General features: G+C 73.6%; 19 protein-coding genes. 14 read left to right on the top strand and 5 right to left on the bottom strand.

Translation table 11 applies throughout. The annotated features are described in order from the left end of the window. Positions 1-137: 137 nt before the first annotated feature. The 7 genes from folE (at position 138) to ACY3FI_RS15425 (ending at position 4713) form a co-directional block, all read left to right on the top strand. Complete coding sequence (gene folE, locus ACY3FI_RS15455) at positions 138-761, top strand: GTP cyclohydrolase I (protein ID WP_462548486.1); 624 nt, start codon at positions 138-140, stop codon at positions 759-761. Then, positions 758-1696, top strand: coding sequence for a dihydropteroate synthase (gene folP, locus ACY3FI_RS15450; RefSeq protein ID WP_462548485.1), 939 nt, complete (start codon positions 758-760; stop codon positions 1694-1696). The genes folE and folP overlap by 4 nt, the downstream gene beginning before the upstream one ends. After that, complete coding sequence (locus ACY3FI_RS15445) at positions 1693-2442, top strand: pyrimidine reductase family protein (RefSeq protein WP_462548484.1); 750 nt, start codon at positions 1693-1695, stop codon at positions 2440-2442. Before folP ends, ACY3FI_RS15445 begins: the two co-directional genes overlap by 4 nt. 44 nt (positions 2443-2486) lie before the next feature. Beyond that, positions 2487-3200 carry a hypothetical protein gene (locus tag ACY3FI_RS15440; protein ID WP_462548483.1) on the top strand — a complete coding sequence of 238 codons (714 nt, stop codon included), beginning with the start codon at positions 2487-2489 and terminating at the stop codon, positions 3198-3200. Beyond that, positions 3197-3394 carry a hypothetical protein gene (locus ACY3FI_RS15435; RefSeq protein WP_462548482.1) on the top strand — a complete coding sequence of 66 codons (198 nt, stop codon included), beginning with the start codon at positions 3197-3199 and terminating at the stop codon, positions 3392-3394. Before ACY3FI_RS15440 ends, ACY3FI_RS15435 begins: the two co-directional genes overlap by 4 nt. Positions 3395-3404: 10 nt before the next feature. After that, positions 3405-4058, top strand: coding sequence for an HAD-IA family hydrolase (locus ACY3FI_RS15430; RefSeq protein ID WP_462548481.1), 654 nt, complete (start codon positions 3405-3407; stop codon positions 4056-4058). 109 nt (positions 4059-4167) lie between these two features. Next, complete coding sequence (locus tag ACY3FI_RS15425) at positions 4168-4713, top strand: type 1 glutamine amidotransferase domain-containing protein (protein WP_462548479.1); 546 nt, start codon at positions 4168-4170, stop codon at positions 4711-4713. 41 nt (positions 4714-4754) lie between these two features. Here ACY3FI_RS15425 and ACY3FI_RS15420 read toward each other — a convergent pair whose 3' ends face one another. After that, on the bottom strand, positions 4755-5300 hold the full coding sequence (locus ACY3FI_RS15420) for a molybdenum cofactor biosysynthesis protein (protein WP_462550375.1): 546 nt from the start codon (positions 5298-5300) through the stop codon (positions 4755-4757). A 152-nt stretch (positions 5301-5452) separates the two neighbouring features. Between ACY3FI_RS15420 and ACY3FI_RS15415 the strand changes: the two genes are divergently transcribed. Together ACY3FI_RS15415 and ACY3FI_RS15410 are read left to right on the top strand one after the other, a co-directional pair. Further along, positions 5453-7054 carry a DNA-3-methyladenine glycosylase 2 family protein gene (locus tag ACY3FI_RS15415; RefSeq protein WP_462548477.1) on the top strand — a complete coding sequence of 534 codons (1602 nt, stop codon included), beginning with the start codon at positions 5453-5455 and terminating at the stop codon, positions 7052-7054. A gap of 21 nt (positions 7055-7075) precedes the next feature. Then, on the top strand, positions 7076-7588 hold the full coding sequence (locus tag ACY3FI_RS15410) for a methylated-DNA--[protein]-cysteine S-methyltransferase (protein WP_462548476.1): 513 nt from the start codon (positions 7076-7078) through the stop codon (positions 7586-7588). A 57-nt stretch (positions 7589-7645) separates the two neighbouring features. On the opposite strand, the gene ACY3FI_RS15405 is transcribed toward ACY3FI_RS15410, so the two are convergent. Continuing rightward, on the bottom strand, positions 7646-8239 hold the full coding sequence (locus ACY3FI_RS15405) for a TetR/AcrR family transcriptional regulator (protein WP_462548475.1): 594 nt from the start codon (positions 8237-8239) through the stop codon (positions 7646-7648). A gap of 9 nt (positions 8240-8248) precedes the next feature. Beyond that, positions 8249-8797 carry a hypothetical protein gene (locus ACY3FI_RS15400; protein WP_462548474.1) on the bottom strand — a complete coding sequence of 183 codons (549 nt, stop codon included), beginning with the start codon at positions 8795-8797 and terminating at the stop codon, positions 8249-8251. Positions 8798-8970: 173 nt separating this feature from the next. Between ACY3FI_RS15400 and ACY3FI_RS15395 the strand changes: the two genes are divergently transcribed. The 3 genes from ACY3FI_RS15395 (at position 8971) to ACY3FI_RS15385 (ending at position 12364) form a co-directional block, all read left to right on the top strand. Then, positions 8971-9786: an alpha/beta fold hydrolase gene (locus ACY3FI_RS15395; RefSeq protein WP_462548473.1), complete on the top strand. Its 816-nt coding sequence runs from the start codon at positions 8971-8973 to the stop codon at positions 9784-9786. Between the two features lie 35 nt (positions 9787-9821). Continuing rightward, the gene (locus tag ACY3FI_RS15390) at positions 9822-10694 is read left to right on the top strand and encodes an HAD family hydrolase (protein ID WP_462548472.1); all 873 of its coding nucleotides are present in this window, start codon (positions 9822-9824) and stop codon (positions 10692-10694) included. A 194-nt stretch (positions 10695-10888) separates the two neighbouring features. Beyond that, positions 10889-12364 carry an APC family permease gene (locus tag ACY3FI_RS15385; RefSeq protein WP_462548471.1) on the top strand — a complete coding sequence of 492 codons (1476 nt, stop codon included), beginning with the start codon at positions 10889-10891 and terminating at the stop codon, positions 12362-12364. Positions 12365-12489: 125 nt separating this feature from the next. Here the strand turns inward: ACY3FI_RS15385 and ACY3FI_RS15380 are convergent, their stop codons facing one another. Further along, positions 12490-13401 (bottom strand): LysE/ArgO family amino acid transporter, encoded by a 912-nt coding sequence (locus ACY3FI_RS15380; protein ID WP_462548470.1) that lies wholly within the window; start codon positions 13399-13401, stop codon positions 12490-12492. A gap of 70 nt (positions 13402-13471) precedes the next feature. On the opposite strand from ACY3FI_RS15380, the gene ACY3FI_RS15375 reads away from it, so the two are divergent. After that, positions 13472-14392, top strand: coding sequence for a LysR family transcriptional regulator ArgP (locus tag ACY3FI_RS15375; protein ID WP_462548469.1), 921 nt, complete (start codon positions 13472-13474; stop codon positions 14390-14392). Positions 14393-14403: 11 nt separating this feature from the next. Here the strand turns inward: ACY3FI_RS15375 and ACY3FI_RS15370 are convergent, their stop codons facing one another. After that, positions 14404-14967: a TetR/AcrR family transcriptional regulator gene (locus tag ACY3FI_RS15370; protein ID WP_462548468.1), complete on the bottom strand. Its 564-nt coding sequence runs from the start codon at positions 14965-14967 to the stop codon at positions 14404-14406. A 122-nt stretch (positions 14968-15089) separates the two neighbouring features. On the opposite strand from ACY3FI_RS15370, the gene ACY3FI_RS15365 reads away from it, so the two are divergent. Continuing rightward, complete coding sequence (locus ACY3FI_RS15365) at positions 15090-16136, top strand: aldo/keto reductase (RefSeq protein WP_462548467.1); 1047 nt, start codon at positions 15090-15092, stop codon at positions 16134-16136. The last annotated feature ends 27 nt before the right edge of the window (positions 16137-16163 follow it).

Genomic DNA, 16163 nt, shown 5'->3' with positions numbered 1-16163 from the left:
TTACAGAAGGCTGGGAGTACACGCGTCGCGCGTGTCGCTGCGCGGCACCGGTCTGGAGGCGCGGATCGCCTCGGCGGGGTACGGCACCGTCCCGAGCTGGTCGCGTTCTGCGGCCAGGGACGGTGTTGGATGAGCACGTGAACGAACGTCTGGACCGCGCGCGGATCGAGGCCGCCGTCCGAGAGCTGCTGCTCGCCGTCGGCGACGACCCGGACCGCCCCGAGCTCGCCCGCACGCCGGCCCGGGTGGCCGACTCCTACGGCGAGTACTTCGCGGGCATCGGGGTCGACGCCACCGAGATCGCCCGGTCCGGTGCCGTGCACTCCGAGGACGGGGAGCGTGGACAACTCGTCGTCGTCCGCGACGTCCGCTTCCGATCGATGTGCGAGCACCACCTGCTGCCGTTCATCGGCGTCGCGCACCTCGCCTACGCGCCCGGACGACAGCTCATCGGCCTCGGCACGCTGTCCCGGGTGCTCGACGCCGTCGCCTCACGTCCGCAGCTGCAGGAGCGCCTGGGGGAGCAGGTCGCCGAGGCCGTCGCCGAGGGCCTCGACGCAGCCGGCGTGCTCGTCGTGCTCGACGCGACCCACCAGTGCGTGACGACCCGCGGTGAGCGGCAGTCCGGCTCCTCGACGGTGACCGTCGCGGCGACCGGGAGTCTGGCGGACGCTGCCGGTCGGACCGAGGCGATCGCGCTCATCGGTGCGGGCGTCGGCGCTGCCGGGGCGGCCGGGGGCGACCACGGGGCGGACGCGTGACGAGCGAGCATCGGGCCCCGCGCCTCCCGTCCGACCCGACCGCACCCGGCTGGGTCGTGCCGGACCTGCGACACCCGGTCCGGACCATCGGCCGCCGCACCTTCGACTTCGACCACCGCATCGCCGTCATGGCCATCGTGAACCGCACGCCGGACTCGTTCCACGACAAGGGAGCGACGTTCGCCCTCGACCGTGCCGTCGAGGCCGCCGTACGCGCCGCCGAGCAGGGCGCCGACTGGGTCGACATCGGCGGGGTCAAGTTCGCACCGGGTCCCGAGCTCTCCGCCGACGACGAGCTCGACCGGGTCCTGCCCGTCGTGTCCCAGCTCGCGCAGGAGTCCGACGTCGTGATCTCGGTCGACACGTTCCGGCCCGAGGTCGCCGCGGCGACGATCGCGGCCGGCGCGAGCGTCGTGAACGACACCACCGGACTCTCCGACCCGCGGATGGCGGCGGTCGTCGCGGACTCCGATGCCACCATCGTCATCACGCACTCGATCGCGCCACCGCGGCAGGAGCTGCCCGCACCGCCGACGTACGACGACGTCACGGTCTCGGTCGTCGACTTCCTGCGCGAGCGCGTCGACCGGGCGCTCGCCGCGGGCATCCCGGACTCCCGGATCGTCGTCGACCCCGGGCACGACCTCAACAAGAACACGGTGCACACCCTCGAGCTCACCCGGCGGCTGCCCGAGGTCGTCGCGCTCGGGTACCCGGTGCTCGCCGCGGTGTCGAACAAGGACTTCGTGGGGGAGTCGCTCGGGCGTCCCCGCGGCTCGCGCCTGTCCGGGTCCCTCGCCGCCGCGACGGTCAGCGCGATGCTCGGGGCACGGATCGTCCGGATGCACGACGTCGTCGAGAGCGTCGACGCGATGCACATGGTCGAGGCCGTCCTCGGCTGGCGCGAACCCCTGGAAGCGAGGCACAACACGTGAGCACCCCGTCCCTGCCGACGTCGATCGCGGACCTGTCCGACGACGACCTGCTCGACCTGTACGCCGCGGACGTGGCGGACGGTCTGTGGCTGCGCGTGAACTTCGTCGCGACGCTGGACGGTTCCGCGTCGGCTTCCGGTCGCACCGCGTCGCTCGGCGGCGACGACGACCTGCGGGTGTTCGACCTGCTCCGCCGGACGGCCGACGTGGTGCTCGTCGCCGCGGGGACCGTGCGGCAGGAGGAGTACGGCCCGATGGTGCTGCACGACGCGGACGTCGCCTGGCGTCGCGAGCACGGGCTGCCCGACCACCCGGTGTTCGCGATCGTGACGAACTCGGCGTCGCTGGAGGCCTCCTCGCGGGTGTTCACCGAGGCGCCGGTCCGGCCGGTCGTGCTCACTTCGTCGTCCGGTGCTGACTCCTCGTCGGGGCGCGCGCTGGCCGAGGTCGCCGACGTGGTGGCGTGCGGGGACGACGGCGTCGACGTCGGTGCCCTCCGTTCCGCGCTCGCGTCGCGCGGGCTCGACCGGATCCACTGCGAGGGCGGGCCGTCGTTCCTCGGGGCGCTCGTGGCGGCGGACGCGGTGGACGAGCTGACGCTGACGATCGACCCGTCGCTCGAGGGCGGGGAGGGGCCGCGCATCGCGACGGGGTCGTCGCCGGAGCTCCGGCGGATGCGGCCCGCGCACGTGCTGCTCGGCGACGGCGGGGTGCTGCTGACGCGGTGGGTCCGCGTGACGGAGTGACTCACCCCTTGTGGTGACATGTGGAACATCAGTACTGTTCGATCATGAACGCACTGACCCAGACTCCCCTCCGGCACAGTCGGTTCGTCCTCACGGCGACGGCCCTGGTCGCGCTGACAGCCGCCTTCCTCACGGCGCCACAGACCGCGCTGGCGGCGACCGGCGGCTCGGCCACGTCGTCGGGCGCTCCAACCGGACGGAGCGTCCGGCACCTGGTCGGCCTGGCCGACGAGTTGCGGCCGCTCTCCGAGGGGGAGACATCCGGTGCCGTCGCAGCTTGGGAGCACGCGCAGATCTCCACCGCCAGCGGGATCGACCTCGACCTCGCTCGGGCGCAGGCCTTCGCGAGCCCGGACACGGTGATCCTCCGCATCCCCTTCGTCGAGGGAGCTGGGATCCTCTCCGAGTCCAGCGTCACCGCTGCCGTTGCAGGCGCACGGATCACTGCCTGGAGCGAGCTGGTCCTCACCCCGCGTTCTGCTGACGCCGGTCGCCTCCAGACCTGGGTCGACGGGATCGCGCAGCACGATCAGGTCGTCACGGCTGCACCGGTCGCTCGTTCGACGTGGTGGAGCCGGTTCACATCCTGTCTCAACAACGCGGGCGTCGCTGCCTGGGCCATCACGGCGCTCACCATCGCCTGCTCGGCGGGGTGTCTCGTCACGGTCGGCATCGGTTGCATCGCGTGCCTCACCGCCGCGGGAGCGGCGACGAGCGGGACGATCTCCTTCTGCGCCGGCTACGCGATCCGCGGATGAGCGGCATGCAGCAGCGCCGCGGCCGGGCGCCCGCAGTCCTCTCGCTCTGTGCGGCACTGGTCGTGGTCGGTGGGCAGGTCGTCCCGGTGTTGCGGCCGGTCTCGATCGCGGTGTGGCTGACGGCCACCCTGCTGCTCGTCGTTGCGCTCGTTCTGGCGCTGGTCGCCGTGCTCCGGAGGGGGAGCGGGCGCTAGGGTCGCAGGTGTGATCGACGTCGTGGTGTCCGGGGTGCTGTTCGACATGGACGGGACCCTCGTGGACTCGACCACGGTGGTCGAGGCCGCCTGGAGCCGCTTCGGCGCCGCGCACGGCATCGACCCCGTCGAGATCCTCGGCTTCTCGCACGGCCGCCAGACGATCGACACCGTGCAGCGCTTCCTGCCGCACCTCACCCCCGAGGAGCAGCAGGTCATCGTCGAGACGATGATCGCCGCCGAGATCGACTACACCGAGGGCATCGTCGAGGTGCCCGGCGCCGCCGCCTTCGTGCAGCGCCTCGTCGACGCCGGCGTCCCGATCGCGCTCGTCACCAGTGCGCCGCGCGAGCTCGCGGTCAAGCGGATGATCGCCGCCGGGGTCCCGGTGCCCGAGGCGCTCGTGCCGTCCGAGGACGCCGCGCGCAGCAAGCCGCACCCCGAGGGCTACCTCCGCGGCGCCGCACTGCTCGGGGTCCCGCCGGAGCAGTGCCTGGCGTTCGAGGACGCGCCCGCGGGCGTCGAGGCCGCCGTCGCCTCCGGTGCCACGACCGTCGTCGTCGGCACGCTGGAGGCGCCCGTGACCGAGGGACTGCCGCGCATCGCGGGGTACGCCGGGCTCGAGGTCACGCGCGAGGGATCCGCTTTCCGCATCCGCGGCTGAGCGGGGCAGCGCGAAGCTGAGCGGAGCCTGGCGACTGCGAACGCGCCCAGCGCCGCCCGACGACCGTGGATCCTGCGGCCGGAACCACCGGGCCGCGGAAGGAGCGACCATGGCAGCCCTCGACGGCAAGAAGATCCTCGTCATCGCGACGAACTACGGCGTGGAGCAGGACGAGATCGTCGTCCCCACCGACCAGCTCCGTGAACGCGGTGCGGACGTGACCGTCGCCGCGCAGGAGTCCGGTTCGATCGAGACCCTCGTCGGCGACAAGGACCCGGGCAAGTCGGTGTCCGTCGACACCACCATCGGCAGTGTCAGCGGCGCTGGTGACTACGATGCGCTGGTCGTCCCCGGTGGCACGATCAACGCGGACACGATCCGCCAGGACTCCGACGCGGTCGCCCTCGTCAAGGCGTTCGCCGAGGCGGGCAAGCCGGTCGCGGCGATCTGCCATGGCCCGTGGACCCTCATCGAGGCCGGTGTCCTGCAGGGCAGGACCATCACCTCGTTCCCCTCGCTGCAGACCGACGTCCGGAACGCCGGCGCCGAGTGGGTCGACCAGGAGGTCCAGGTCGACGGTGGCTTCATCACCTCGCGCAACCCGGACGACCTGCCCGCGTTCGTCGACGCGATCGAGCACGCGCTGACGGCCTGACGCCCGACCGCACGCAGCACAGCCCGTCCGCCTGACCCTGGTCAGCGTGCGACGGGCTGTGTCGTGCGGAGCACCGCCGGGCCGAGCAGCAGCACACCGTCGGACTCCGGGTCGCACCGCACCCCGCCGAGGCCGCGCATCGCCCGGAAGGCCCCGGGTGCGACCTCGTGGTCCATCCACGCGCACGGGTTCGCCGGGCGGTGGCCGCGGAACAGCACCGGACCGCCGGCACCCGGGCTCTCGAGCGAGAACGGCTGACCGCGGAGCGCCTCGACGTCGGCCCCGCGGAGCACGACGTTCCGCCGGGTGGCCGCGGGGTCGATCGTCGTGCCGAGGGCCCGCCCGACCTCCTCGAGCCCCTCGGCCCCGATCACGGTGACCGTGGCGTGCACGTGCGCCCGCGCCGCGAAGTAGCGGTCCCCCACGATGCCGAGTCCGGCCCGCAGCTCGATCCGGTCGTGCAGCTCCGGTCCCTCGGTCGGCAGCGCACCGTCGGCTGGACGTCCCTCGTAGCGGTGCCGGTGCGACGCGAGCAGCATCTCGACGACGACCTCGGTGCGGCAGGGGAGGTCGTCGGGGCCGGCCATGTCGTCGACGCTGGTCACGGCGTCCACGCTAGCCGCGCCTCCAGGCCGTCGCCCCGGCCCCGCGGCGGACCGGACCAGCCCCCACCGCCGCACCCGCTGCCCCGTCCGATTCCCGCCAGTGCCTGTCGGTGCCACGTGTCAGGCTGACCCTCGTGACCAGCACCGCCCCCGACCCCCGGCACGCCGAGCGCTACCGCGCCGTCGCCTCCCGCGACGCCCGGTTCGACGGCCAGTTCGTCACGGCCGTGCACTCGACCGGCATCTACTGCCGACCGTCCTGCCCCGCGCGGACGCCGCGCGCGACCGGCGTCACGTTCTACCGGACGAGCGCGGCCGCCCACCTCGCCGGCTTCCGCGCGTGCAAGCGCTGCCTCCCCGAGGCGACCCCCGGCAGCCCCGAGTGGGACGTGCGCGAGGACGTCGCCGGTCGAGCGATGCGCCTCGTCCTCGACGGCGTGGTCGAGCGCGACGGCGTCCCCGGGCTCGCGGCCCGCGTCGGTTACTCCGAACGGCAGCTCAACCGGATCATGACCGCCGAGCTCGGCGCCGGGCCGAAGGCACTCAGCCGGGCGCACCGCGCGCAGACCGCGCGCACCCTGCTGACCGCGTCGGACCTGCCGGTCGCCGACGTCGCCTTCGCCGCCGGCTTCGCGAGCGTCCGCCAGTTCAACGACACGGTGCGCGAGGTCTTCTCGACGACCCCCACCGAGCTGCGCGCCCGACGGTCGCCGCGGACGAGCACGGACGGCGACCTGCACCTGCACCTCCCGGCTCGGGCGCCGTTCGACGGCCAGGGCCTGCTCGACTGGCACGCGCTGCACGCCCTGCCGGGGCTGGAGCAGGTGGGTCGGGACGCCTCGGGGCGGGTCACCTCGTACGGGCGGTTCTGCTCCCTGCCTGGAGGCGCGGCGCACCTCTCCGCGTCGGTGGCCGTCCCCGACGCGGCCGGCCGGGGGACCGGGCTCGACCTGCGCGTGCGGGTCACCTCGCTCTCCGACCTCCCGGCACTCGTGGCGCGGGTGCGGTCGCTCTTCGACCTCGACGCGGACCCGGTCGCCGTCGACGCGGTGCTCCGGACCGTGCCGGAGCTCGTCGACGCCGTCGAGCGGGTGCCCGGCATCCGGCTGCCCGGCGCGGTGGACCCGCACGAGATCGTGTTCCGCACCCTCATCGGGCAGCAGGTCTCCGTGGCGGCGGCCCGGACGGCGCAGACGCGGCTCGTGGCGGCGCTGGGTGAGCCGGTGCCGGAGCCGATCGCGGCGGCCGCCTCGACGGTGACGGCCGGGGCCGACCCCGCGGCGGCTGCGGCGGCTGCGGCGGAGACTGCCGCGGCCGGGTCGGAGCCTGCGGCGGCCCGCCTCTTCCCGACCGCACAGGCCATCGCGGACCGCGGGCACGAGGTCCTGCGCGGCCCGGCGGCGCGGGTGGACACGATCGCGCGGGTCGCTAGAGCGCTCGCCGACGGGTCGCTCGTGGTGGACGCCGGGCAGTCGCTCGACGACCTGCGGTCCGGGCTCCTCGCGGTCAAGGGCATCGGGCCGTGGACCGCCGACTACGTCGCGCTGCGGGTCCGGCACCACCCCGACGTCTTCCTGCACAGTGACCTCGCGGTCCGCAACGGTGCACAGGAACTCGGGCTGCCCGGCACCGTGCGCGAGCTCTCCCTACGGTCGGAGCAGGTGGCCCCGTGGCGGAGCTACCTGACGATGCACTGCTGGCGCCCGATCGTCGACCGCGCCACGCACACGAGCTGACCGACCACCGGAAGGACCACCATGACCGACGCCACCATCCAGACGCTCGACACCCCCGACGGACCGTTCACCGTGCTCGAGGACGCGCAGGGCCGGGTCCTCGCCTCGGGTTGGACCGACTCGGCGGAGCGCATCGTGGGGCGGCTCGCTGCCCGGCACCGCCCGGAGCAGATCGGCTCGGGCACGGTCCGCGCCGCCGGGGCCGTCGACGCCTTCTACGCGGGCGAGGTCGAGCACGCCATGCAGGTGCCCGTCCGACAGTTCGGCACGGAGCTCTTCACCGAGGGGTGGCGGCAGCTCCGGCAGGTCCCGGCGGGCGCGGTGTTGACCTACACCGAGTTCGCGGCGGCGATGGGCCGACCCGAGGCCGTGCGGGCCGCGGCGAGCGTCTGCGCGCGGAACGCACCCGCCCTCTTCGTCCCCTGCCACCGGGTGCTGCGCTCGGACGGGTCGCTCGGCGGGTTCGCCTGGGGCCTCGACGTCAAGCGATCGCTGCTCGAGCGCGAGTCGGTGGGCAGCACGGCGCTCGTCTGAGCCCTGAGCCCTGAGCCCTGAGCCCTGAGCCGAGCCCCCGGACCCGGAGCGGCGACCTCAGCCCAGCGGCGCGCGGAGGCCGTCCAGGTGCAGCGCCACCAGGGCGAGCACGCGTTCCGGCGTCCGCGACCCCGGGTCCCACGTGCTCTCCACGGCCAGGCCGTCGACCAGGGCGTGCAGCCGGTCGGCCTCGTCGGCCGCCGACCGGTCGCTCGCCACCGCGTCCGCCTCGGCGAGCACGGTGAGGGCGGCCGCGCAGGCCCGGCCCACGCCGGCGTTCAGGCGCCGTGCGGTCGCGGCGAGCCCCTGGTCCGTCCGGGCCAGCACCCCGAGCTGCACCTGCGCGGCGATCTCGGTCCGGCGGGTCGCGTCGAGCGGGAGCAGCTGGGCGACGATCTCCTCGGCGAGGGTGCGGCCCGACGAGCGGAGCGCGGTGATCCGGGCGGCGACCCGCGTCTCGATCGTCGTCAGACAGTGTTCGCGGAGTGCCTCCTGCGACGGGAACAGCCGCCGGAGCGAGGCGGGGGCGATGCCGGACTCGTCAGCGACGTTCCGGACCGACAGCGCCGCGAGACCGTCGCGCTCGAGGATCCGCAGGCACGCCGTCGTGACGAGGGCGGAGCGCTCCTCGGGGTCGACGCGGCGGGGCACCGGCTCAGCCTAGGGGTGGGTGGCAGTCGGGGCGACGTGCTTCCGTGGCCAGAGCGTGTAGCTGATGGCCCACAGCACCTCGACGACCAGGACGACGCCGAGCACCGCGACGGCCCCCTGCAGTTCCGCGGTCCGGTCCGGGTCGCCGACCAGCAGGACGAGCGCACCGATGATCCCGCCGGCGACGAGCGCTGCCGCCCCGGTCCGCAGCACGTCCCCCCAGCACCGCGCGGTGTACCGGCGTCCGGACAGCCGCTCCGGGGCCGGACCACCGCGGAACCAGTGGGCGAACCGGACGTCCGCCCAGGCGATCATCCGGTGTCCGTACGCGACCGAGACGCCGATGTAGACCGCCGCGAGTCCGTGGTGCCACGACGCGGTCCCGCCGCCGAGCAGGTCGACGGTCACCAGGGCGAGCAGGACCACGTCGACGACCGGAGCGAGCACGAGCAGCCCGACGCCCAGCCGCGGTCGTTTGAGCAGGTACCTGGCGGAGAGGCCCCCGACGACGGCGACCCAGAAGGCCACCTCGCAGGTCACGATGGCGAGCAGCAGCACGGAGTCCCCCTTGTTTGAGTACAGGTGTACTCATAACAGCATGACACACGTGCGCCGGGTCTGCCCCTGGAACCGGGGGGAGACACGGCCGAGCAGCACTGGGACACTCGGAACACCGCAGAACCCCGGTCCGATCCACGGCCTGGCGCAGCACGAACGCCCACGAGGACAACATGGACCATCACGTCGACCGCACGGTGCGCTCCGCCGACGGGACCCCGCTCGCGGTCTCGGACGGCGGCGACGGCCCCGCGCTCGTCGTCGTGGGCGGTGCCTGGGACCACCACGGCACGCCGTACCTCGAACGGCTCGCGACCGAACTCCGGACGCGCTACCGCGTGCTCACCTACGACCGACGTGGTCGGGGGGCGAGCGGGGACGGCCCAACGTGGACGATCGAGCGCGAGGTCGAGGACCTCGCCGCCGTCGTCGCCGAACTCGACGAGCCCGTGGCCGCGCTCGGCATCTGCGTCGGCGCGGGCCTCGTGCTGCGGGGCCTGGCAGGTGGCGTGCCGCTCGCCGCCGCCGTGCTCTGGGAACCGCCGTACCGCGCGACGGTGGACCCGCACGCCGACGACGTGGTCTTCGCCGACGTCCTCGACGAGCACGTCGCGGCCGGTCGACGCGCACAGGCGGTGCGGGCCTTCCTGGCGCAGGTGCTCGGGTTGCCGATGGGCGTCGTGGGGGCGGTCCGCCTCCGGGTGCGCGTGTGGCGGTCGCTCGTCGCCGACGCGCACGTGCTCAGCCGGGACGTCCGGGTGATGAACGGCCTCGCGCTCCCGGAGCGCGTCGCGGGAGCGGTCGGGGTCCCGGTGCTCGTCGCCGCGGGCACCACGGGCGCGACCTGGATGCGGCAGGCGGCGATGGCCGTGGTCGAGGCCGTGCCCGGGTCCGAGTACGCCGAGGTCCCCGGCCAGGGGCACGTGCCGGAGCCGCCGGTGCTCGGCCAGCTGCTCGACCGGTTCCTCGCCCGCATCCCCCACCGCTGACGCAGCGCGGGCCGTCCTCCTGCGAGGATGGTCGGGTGACTGCACCCCGGCTCGGCCTCCTCCTCGACGTCGACGGCCCCATCGCGAGCCCCGTCTCCCGGACCATCGCGATCCCCGCCATCGTCGCGGACCTCGTGGCGCTCGCCGCCGAGGGCATCCCGGTCGTCTTCAACACCGGCCGCAGCGACGCCTTCATCCGGCAGGAGGTCGTCGGACCGCTCCTCGCCGGGGGACTGCCCGCGGGCAGCCGGGTGCACGCCGTCTGCGAGAAGGGCGCCGTGTGGTGCTCGATCGGGCCGGAGCACGAGGGCGGCATGGGTGCGCTGACCGTCGCCGACGACCTCGCGCTGCCGCGGGACTACGCGGACGAGATGCGGGAGCTCGTCCGGTCCGAGTACGCCGACCTGGTGTTCTTCGACGAGACGAAGCGCGCGATGGTCTCGGTCGAGCAGCGCGTCGAGGTCCCGAACGCCACGTACCTCGCCCGGCAGCCGGAGTTCGACGCGGAGGCGATGGCCGCCCTCGAGCGTCGCGGACTCGGTGTCCGTCGACTCGACGACGTGCGCCCGGACGCGGACGGAGCCGTGCAGTGGCGCATCGACCCGACGATCATCTCCACCGACGTCGAGTCGGACCGGTCGGGCAAGGACCTGGGGGCCGAGCGCTCCCTCGAGCTGCTCGCCCAGGACGGGGAGCTCCCGCTCGCCTGGCGCACGATGGGCGACTCGCGCAGTGACTACGCGATGGCGGACTGGCTGCACGCGAACGGGTACGACGTCGCGCACGTCGACGTCCGACCGGCCGACGGGGTGCCGGAGACGCCGTACCCCGTGCTCACGGCCCCGGAGGGCGTCATCCACGACGAGGCGGGCGCGCGCTTCCTGGCCGACTGGCGCCGCGGGGTCTGACCCGCGCCGACGGCGGGGCCGGGCGCCGCGGGTCTGACCCGCGCCGACGGCGGGACCGCGCCCGAGCGCGCAACCCGCACCGCGCCTCCCGTCCGGAGGGTCACGCGCGCATGCCGGGCCCGCACCGTTTGCGAGCCGGGGTGGTACACCAGTACCCTCACGGGGTCCACCGCCAGACGATGACGGGATCCCCCATGGCATCACCCCTCCGCATCAAGTCGATCGAGGCCTCCCTCGCCGACTCCGAGGAGCAGGGCCGTTCACTGAAACGGTCCCTCAAGACGTTCGACATCGCCGCGATGGGCATCGCGGTCGCGGTCGGCGCCGGGATCTTCTCGGTCGGCGCGAACGCCGCCGCGAACTTCGCCGGCCCGAGCGTCATCATCTCGTTCCTGCTCGCCGCCGTCACCTGCGGCCTGGCGATCATGTGCTACGCCGAGTTCGCCTCGACGATCCCGGTCGCCGGCTCCGCCTACACGTTCACCTACGCGACGATGGGCGAGCTGCTCGCGTGGATCGTCGGGTGGGACCTCATCCTCGAGACCCTCACCGCGAGCGCCGTCATCGCGAAGTACTGGGGCATCTACCTGAGCACCGCGTTCGGGGTGTTCGGCATCGACCTGCCCTCGACGATCCAGCTCGGCCCGATCGCGTTCACGTGGGGTCCGGTGCTCATCGTCGGCGTCTTCACGGTGCTGCTCGCGTTCGGCACGCGCCTGTCGTCCCGCGTCTCGGCCGTCATCACCGTGATCAAGGTCGCGATCGTCGTCTTCGTCATCGTCGCCGGCGCGTTCTTCGTCAAGGCCGCGAACTTCACGCCCTTCGTCCCGCCGGCCGAGCCCGCCAAGGGCGCCGACGGCGGCGTGCTCACGCAGTCGCTCGTCTCCTTCGTCACCGGCCAGGCCCCCGCGCAGTACGGCGTCTTCGGGCTGCTCGCCGCGGCGTCGCTCGTGTTCTTCGCGTTCATCGGGTTCGACGTCGTCGCGACCAGCGCCGAGGAGACCGAGAACCCGCAGAAGACCCTGCCGCGCGGCATCTTCATCGGCCTCGGCATCGTGACCCTGCTCTACGTCGGCGTCAGCATCGTCATCACCGGGATGGTTTCCTACCAGCGCCTGGCGCAGGAGGACGCGCCCTCGTTGGCGTCCGCGTTCGACATCGTCGGCCTGCCCTGGGCTGCCGGCATCATCGCGATCGGGTCGCTCATCGGGCTGACCACGGTCGTCATGGTGCTGCTGCTCGGCCTGTCCCGCATCGTGTTCTCGATGAGCCGCGACGGCCTGCTGCCCCGCTGGTTCTCGAAGACGAACCCGAAGACGCAGACCCCGGTCCGCGTGCAGGTCGTCGCGGGTGTCGTCGTCGCGTTCATCGCCGGCTTCACCGCCGTCGACAAGCTCGAGGGCATGATCAACATCGGCACGCTGTCCGCGTTCGTGCTCGTGTCGATCGGCATCGTGGTGCTGCGCAAGACGCGTCCGGACGCCCCGCGCGCCTTCCGGGTGCCGTGGGTGCCGGTGCTGCCGATCCTCTCGGCGGTGCTGTGCTTCTGGCTGATGCTCAACCTCGAGGTCGAGACGTGGCTGCGGTTCATCGTGTGGCTGGCCATCGGCTTCGCGGTCTACTTCGGCTACAGCCGTCGGCACAGCCGGGTGGGCAAGGGCCTGCAGTAGCGGCGACTCCTGCCCCCGGAACCAGGTTCCGGACACAGCACCGCGGTGATCCGCGGTGCTGTGTCCGTTCCGCGGTGTCCTCGAGCGCGGCGCCTCCGCACCGAGGGCGAGCGCCAGCGCGGCGCCTACGCGCCGAGGGCGAGCGCGGCGCCGAAGCCGAGCATCACGACCGCCACGAGGCCGTCGAACACCCGCCACGTCGTCGGCCTCGCGAAGAGCGGCCGCAGCAGACGACCGCCGAACCCGAGCGCCCCGAACCAGAGGCAGCTCGCCGCGACGGCACCGGCCGTCCACCACCAGCGGTCCGCCGGCCCCTGCTGGTTCGCGACGGAGCCCAGGAACACCAGGGTGTCCAGGTACACGTGCGGGTTCGCCCACGTGAAGACGAGCATGGTCACGATCGCGGCGCGCATGGTCGGGGTGCTCGGCACGGTCCGGTCTGGAGGCGCGGTGCGCGTCCGCCCCGCCGCCGCATCCGGGTGCGTGGTCGCGTCCACCGCCGTGGTCGCCTCCGCCGTGCCGGCTGCGGTGCTCCCCGCTGCTCCGGCGGTCGCCGCGTCGCACCCCGCGACCGACGTCGCACTCCGCTGTGCCGGGGTGCGACGTCCGTGCGGGGGTGCGATCACGCCGGCCGGCCCCCGCCCGGCGTCGGCAGCCGTGCTCGGTGCCCCGGTGCCGGCAGTCGCCGTGCTCGGCGCCCCGTCGTCGTCCGCGGTCCGCTCGACCCGCATGGCCGCACCGGACGGCCGGATCGCGCGTCGAGCGGCGAGGACCCCGTACGTCACCAGGAACGCCGCGCCGACGAACCGCACCACCAGGAGCGCCACCGGGAACCGTTCGACCACGACACCCACGCCGAGCACGCCCGCGATGATGAGCACCGCGTCGGACACCGCGCACACGACGACGGCCGCCGCGACGACCCGGAGGCCCGCGCTCACGGCGAGCCGGAGCAGGTAGGTGTTCTGCACGCCGATGGCCACGATGAGCGCGAGGCCGGTGCCGAGGCCGGCGAGCAGGGGGAGGAGAGCGGTCACGGCTCCGACGCTACGGCGACGTGCGGCGACAGGCCAGCTCACGTTCCTGACGCTGCGTAAGCTGTGCTGCATGCGGTTGCAGCGGGACCACCTCGAGACCCTCCTCGCCGCCGTCGACCACGGCACCCTCGATGCTGCAGCCCGGGCGCTCTCGATCACGCCCTCCGCGGTGTCGCAGCGGATCAAGGCGATGGAGGAGCAGCTCGGACGGGTGCTCCTGCAGCGCAGCACCCCGGTCGCCCCGACCGGCGACGGCGAGGTGGTCCTCCGGCACGCTCGGCAGGCCCGACTGCTCGAGGACGAGACAGCCAGGGCGCTCGGGGTCGGCGCGGACACCGGAGCGCCGACGGTGCCGTCGATCCCGCTCGCCGTGAACGCGGACTCGCTGGGCACCTGGTTCCTCGACGCCCTCGCACTCGTCCGGGTCGACACCGAGGTGGTCTTCGACCTGCACCGCGAAGACCAGGACCGCACCGCCGAGCTCCTGCGCGCCGGCACCGTGATGGCGGCGGTGACGGCCGAGGCGGACCCCGTGCAGGGCTGCTCCTCGGTGGCGCTCGGCGTCGACCGCTACCGCGCGGTGGCCTCGCCCGCGTTCGTGGCCCGCTACCTGCCCGAGCTCGGCTCCGAGCAGCGGACGGCCGAGCGCATGGACCGGGTGCCCCTCGTCGACTACGACCGCGCCGACGACCTGCAGCAGGGCTACCTGCGCCGGGTCCTCGGCCACGCGCCACGTGGGCCGCGGCACTTCGTCCCGACCTCGGCCGACTTCGCGCGCGCCGTCACGCTCGGCTTCGGGTGGGGCATGCTCCCCGAGGCGCAGTGCCTCGACGCACTCGACCGCGGGGAGCTGGTCGAGCTCACACCCGGACGTCGCGCAGACGTCGCGCTGTGGTGGCAGCGGTGGAACCTCGCGTCGCCACTCCTCGAGCGGGTGACCGAGGCGGTCCGAGCGGTCGCCGCGGAGCGACTGCACCCGCTGCCCGGCTGACGAGCGCGGCGTCAGGCGGGGGTAGCTGCCGGCATGGACGCGCGCCACCGCAGCCCGTCGACGAGCAGGCCGACGAGGTGCTGGCTCTGCTCGACCGTCGGCGCCCCGTGCGACAGGTCGGCGGCGGCCCGGAGCAGCTGCTCGGCGTCGAGGTCGGCCCGGACGGTGCCCGCTGCGACGGCGTCGTCCAGGAGCCCGGTCAGGGCGCCGCCGAGCCGGCCGATGAAGTACGGGTGCAGACCCTCGAACGCCGGGTCGCCGGACTGCAGCGCTGCCGCGAGCCCGCGCTTGGTGGCCACGAACCCCGTGAAGCGCCGGAGCCACCGGGCGAGGGCCTCGTCCGGCTCGTGCTCGGCGCGCAGCTCGTCGGCCGCGGCGGCGCAGTCCTCGACGGCCTGTCGGAACACGGCCACGACGAGGTCCGACCGCTGTGGGAACCGTCGGTAGAGCGTGCCGACGCCGACACCGGCCCGGTCCGCGATGACCTTCGCGGGAGCGTCGACGCCCTGCTCGGCGAACACCGTACGGGCGGCGTCGGTCAATGCGTCGGCGTTGCGCTGGGCGTCGGCGCGCATGGGTCCTCCGATCGGGTCTTGCGTAAACGGAACAGCGTTCCGTATAGTTCCGGAAGAGCGTTCCACTTCGGTCCACGATACGGCACCGGCGACCGGGACGCCACTGACAGGAGGCATCGCACATGCACTACCGCACCCTCGGCCGGACCGGCATCCAGGTCAGCCCCTTCGCGCTCGGCGCCATGATGCTCGGCACCGACGGCTCCTTCGGCAACAGCGACGAGCAGGACTCGATCCGCATCGTCCACCGCGCGCTCGACGCCGGCATCAACCTCATCGACACCGCGGACCGGTACTCGCAGGGCGGGTCCGAGGTGCTGGTCGGCAAGGCGATCAAGGGACGGCGCGACGACGTCGTCCTCGCCACGAAGTTCAACGGACCGATGGGCGACGACCCGAACCGCCGTGGGAACTCCCGTCGCTGGATCACGTCCGCCGTCGAGGACTCCCTCCGTCGCCTGCAGACCGACCACATCGACGTGTACCAGGCGCACCGACCCGACGACACGGTCGACCTCGAGGAGACGCTGTCCGCGCTCACCGACCTCGTGCGGAGCGGCAAGGTCCGGGCGATCGGCACGTCCGAGTTCCCCGCCTCCATGCAGGTCGAGGCGCAGTGGATCGCGGAGCGCCGCGGGCTCGAGCGCTTCCGGACCGAGCAGCCGACCTACTCGATCCTGAACCGGGGCATCGAGCGCGAGGTCCTGCCGACCGCGCAGCGCTACGGCATGGGCGCCCTCGTCTGGAGCCCACTCGCCGGCGGCATGCTGACCGGGCGCTTCCGTCGCGGTCAGGCGAGCGACCTCGCCCGCGTCGGGATGTTCCGGCACAACCAGGACGAACGGCGCATCGACGCGATCGAGCAGGTCGTGGCACTGTCCGAGGAGACCGGCATCCGGATGACGCACCTGGCGCTGGCCTTCGCGACCGCACACCCCGGCGTCACGAGCGCGCTGATCGGTCCGCGCTCCATGGAGCAGCTCGACGACCTGCTCGCCGGGGCCGACGTCACGCTCTCCGACGAGGTGCTCGACCGCATCGACGCCATCGTGCCGCCGGGGACCGACGTCTCGCGGCTCGACCAGCAGTACGAGCCGCCGGCGCTCCTCGTGCCGGGCCTCCGCCGCCGCCCCGTCGCCGAACGCCCGGCGTCCGACCGTCCCGCCTGATCGCGGCCGCGGCGGCATCGACCGGGT

It is taken from the genome of Curtobacterium sp. RM9 (genome assembly GCF_054956955.1).
This window is presented reverse-complemented; position numbering and strand designations above follow the sequence as displayed.